This window comes from Paraburkholderia bengalensis (genome assembly GCF_037126505.1).
GTDB lineage: Bacteria > Pseudomonadota > Gammaproteobacteria > Burkholderiales > Burkholderiaceae > Paraburkholderia > Paraburkholderia bengalensis.
Window position 1 is genome coordinate 1 of sequence record NZ_JACFYJ010000216.1, and the last position, 2,850, is coordinate 2,850.

1 protein-coding gene and 1 pseudogene are annotated in these 2,850 nt (G+C 58.7%); both read right to left on the reverse strand.

The window, feature by feature from the left end:
- Positions 1–99: 99 nt before the first annotated feature.
- Positions 100–513: pseudogene (locus tag H3V53_RS42670) on the reverse strand (oxidoreductase); the annotation flags it as partial.
- A 434-nt stretch (positions 514–947) separates the two neighbouring features.
- Positions 948–1,928, reverse strand: a complete 981-nt coding sequence (locus H3V53_RS42675; protein ID WP_336602967.1) for a glycosyltransferase family 2 protein — start codon at positions 1,926–1,928, stop codon at positions 948–950.
- Positions 1,929–2,850 lie beyond the last annotated feature (922 nt).

The window sequence follows — 2,850 nt, forward strand, 5'->3', positions numbered from 1 at the left end:
TCACCTTCCCGATACGACAGCTTCCCGATCTCGGCGCCGCGTCCGGCGAGTTCGTCGCGACGCTGTGGACGCGCAGGCGGGCACTCAGGCAACGGGTTCGCGCGTGACTCCGTCGAGGAAGCGCAGGCGGTTTTCGACCGAGCAGCCATATTCGTCGGTGCGGGTGTTCGCGTTGGAATCGATGAACTGGTTGACGAGATAGCCGTTCGCCGCATGCAACTCGACACCGTCGAAGCCGGCTTCGATCGCATTGCGCGCCGCCGTGCGGTACTGGTTCACGATTTCGCGAATTTCGTCGAGAGCGAGTGCGCGTGGTTCGGAAGCCTGAACAAAGCCCGGCACGCCGTCGTCGCCGCTGTCGATGAACACGTTCACGCCCTTGGCCTGAAGCGCCGATGACGACACCGGCTGCTGGCCGCCAAGCAGGCTCGTGTGGCTCAGACGGCCCACATGCCAGAGCTGTGCGAAGATATGGCCATCTTTGGCGTGGACCGCATCTGTGCTGTGCCAACCGTCCGAGTGACGCTTAGGACGGGGTTACCCTCATACTCCTTCCACAAACTCTTCTGCGGGTACATCGATGCAGTCTTTAAGGCCGCCCCAAGTTTAGTGACAATTTCGTAATCGCTTGAGCGCACTGGCGCGCTCCCGGCGCTTCCCCTCGTTGGCCGCTTTCCCAACTCATCCACTCACATCGACAACTTGGGGTAACAAGTGACAGATCCGATGAAGCATGGGGCCTAGACGATCGCGCCTCGAATCAGCGCCTCGACCCAGCTCAATGGAGAGGATCATGCGCGCCGCTCAAGCATGCACATCGGTTATCGAGCCGTTCGTACCGAAATCGGCGTAGCGTTCACGGATGATGGAAAGCGCCCGCTCCACTGCCTCGTGCACGGCCAACGCGCTCGACATTGAATGATGGGCCAGATGGCGCATTCTGCTGGTTAGCGGCGGTTGAAGCGTCTTACAAAACAGTAAAAGAACCACGGATGGATCTTGAGCATGGTCATGAGGATGGGAAGCTTCAGACGCCGGTCGGCAAGCATGCCGAGCAGATGCTTCGCGCGCAGCTTCTCCGACACGCTTTGCAGAATGGGGCTCGCGAGTTGGTAGGTCGGCGCGGTGATCGCGGTCTGGAACGCAATTGCGCGGTAGGCCCACATGTACTTTAGCCGGAAGAAGAGACGCTTGTAGTCGACAATCGGGAGGGAGGCGGTACTCCTTTCCACCCAGTCAATGATGGCGAAAAGGTCGACGATTTGCGGGTTGAAACGTCTCGAAATTCCTGACTCACGGAGCATGTATGAATATAGCTTGTCGGGAATAAGGCGAACCACTTTCGCGTTGGCGAGCGTTTGTACCGATACGCAAACGTCTTCGAAGATGAGACCGCACGGATGCTCGGCTGCGACAAAGATGGAGCGGCGTACGAGCTTGTTCCAGCAAAAAGCTTGCATCCTGAGTTCGAGAATTTTCTGGACGGCTTCCACGCCACTGATGATGCCATCGCCGGAAGCGATGTCGTAGTTCACGGTGCCATCGGGGCTGATGCTTTCGGCGGCGAATACGACGACATCAGCGTCGTGTTGCTCAGCTTCGCGCAGGACGGTGCGAATGAGATCATGATGGACGCGGTCGTCGCTGTCGACGCAGAGCACGTAGTCGCCACGAGCTTCCAATGCGGCGATTTTTCGGGTTTCAGCGAGGCCCTTGTTATCGGTATTTCTGACGAGCTTCCACGGAATGCGATCCTGCTGAGCGAGAATGCGAGCGGCGATTTCACCGGACCGATCGGGGCTGCTGTCGTCGACGGCGATGATTTCGAAATCTGTGCAAGATTGCGACAGCAGCGAGTCGAGACAGTCTTCGACATAGTCCTCGACCTTGTAGATAGGCAGCAAAACGCTGATTCTCGGTGGGGACATGGACGATGCTCCTTGAGATAACCGAGGCGTATAAACGGCCCGTTGATATTGCAAAAACACCCGTTTCGCGAAGGAATTGATCTGTCACGAACGATATCTGGAGCAGGGCCCAACCGAACCGGGCGGAGTCGCGCAATGACTACGCCGCGGCGCAATGATTGAAAAACGGGCGACCCGACATGCCACAGGAATACGGAGCCCTGCAAAGACTACTCGTATATCCTTTCGCTGAGCCAGTAGGATCGCAAACGGCGCAAATTCGCGAGGTATTGGCGCACTTTCACCTGCGGAACGCGTCCGGTCCACGGCCAGGCACCGCTCACATCCTCCGGCTGATCCCCTTACACAGGGTGGGGATTGTTACTTCTACACCATCTGACAGCCGCGCCCATCCGCGCGACGCGCACGGGTTCGCATACTGATCGATAGAGCGAGCAGGGTCATGCATAGGCGCCCTTTGCGTTGGCCGCCTGCGCGGCTCGCCAGGTCCTTCTCACGGATGCGTCCCGAAAGACGTTATACGCCCGCTCAGGCTGGCGCACGCGAGGGGCTCGTGCTGGCGCCGATGTTGGCCTGGATTGGTTCACGGCAAGTCCGGCGATTGCGCGCGTGCGAGTCTTCTGTCTCCGCTCGGCATACAGCGAACCCTCGTCGTATGGGGAGAGCGGTCGTGTGCAAAAGCGACACGCGATGTGCATTAAGCTCCCACCACGCATGGACGGATGGCCGAATCGACTGATGACATTGCCGAAAGTGCGGAGACATAAGCCTATGGCGATGGCGCCGGTGCTCGTATTCTTGATTCATGAAAAAGCTTATTTTCTCGGCCACCGGCGCCGTGACTTCGTTGCTGCCGTTGAAATTCCGGCATGTCATGGCGAAGTCGCTGCTGAACGATCGCGCGCTCGCGAGCGAGTACGGG